This is a genomic window from Rhizobium mulingense, from assembly GCF_029194105.1.
In the GTDB taxonomy this organism is placed as follows: Bacteria; Pseudomonadota; Alphaproteobacteria; order Rhizobiales; family Rhizobiaceae; genus Rhizobium; species Rhizobium mulingense.
Genome location: NZ_JARFVE010000061.1, coordinates 1 through 945 on the forward strand (window position 1 = coordinate 1; position 945 = coordinate 945).

At 58.2% G+C, this 945-nt stretch carries 1 pseudogene; it reads left to right on the plus strand.

Annotated elements, in window-relative coordinates:
- Positions 1-220, plus strand: a pseudogene (locus tag PYR71_RS30670) (hypothetical protein); the annotation flags it as partial.
- Between the last annotated feature and the right edge of the window lie 725 nt (positions 221-945).

The window sequence follows — 945 nt, forward strand, 5'->3', positions numbered from 1 at the left end:
CGCGGTGGACCGACTTGTTCATCACGCAACGATCTTCGAAATGAACGTCGAAAGCTATCGACGACGTTCCGCCATGGAGGCCAAACGCCAGCGCGGCAGGCCAGCCTCATTCGCGACAATCAAAGGCACCGCACAGTTTGTCGCGGAGCGGCAATCAGACCACGATGAAGCTCTTGCCAGCGACAATCAACATGATAACTTCATCCCGACCGCGACATAAGAATCTCATCCAGATTGTCGCGCGCGTCTCATCCTGATCGCCGCGCCATAGGTCGCATAACTATCAAGCGCGCAACGGGTTCTGTCAGCAGCTACACCGCATATGGTTCCGTTGCCTGAGGCGGCGAAATCAGAAAGGCCGGCGGAAAGATTAGTTGGAATCGGAAATTCTGACGGCACCCTTCGCGCTGCATGTTCCACACATCACCCGAAACTGCTTAAATGAAGGCCAATTTTAGCGGGCTCCGCATGGCAAGCGGCAAGCGGCAAGCCTCTCAAGCCATGTGCCGGCCTGATGGTCGAGTGCAGACGATTGTCGGCAAGCCGTCGCATATAGCGTTCGGCCATGCCTTGAGGGCATGATTGGATCTGGCTTTAGCATGCTGGGCGGCGGCCGGCAGGCATTAGGATCGAGGTTCCAAATTTGATTTCCGGAGGACCGGCATCGATGTACCCAAGACGGAACCAACCGCGCGATGACGATTCTCGCGAAGTAAGTGAGTGGATCGAAGGCGTGACCGGAGCTTTCGATACGGACGCCTGGATCCGGGACTACTATTCACAGAGACGAGACCTGGAACAGGATCTGAGCGACTTGCGCCTCGGTTCGCACGATAGTGACGCCGGCGACCGTGTGCCGCGTCGCAGTTCCGTGGGCGGTTCGATGCGAGTGACGCCGCAGTCGCTGGCGCCGGAGAACTCGTTGAGCGGCGCCCGCCACAGCAT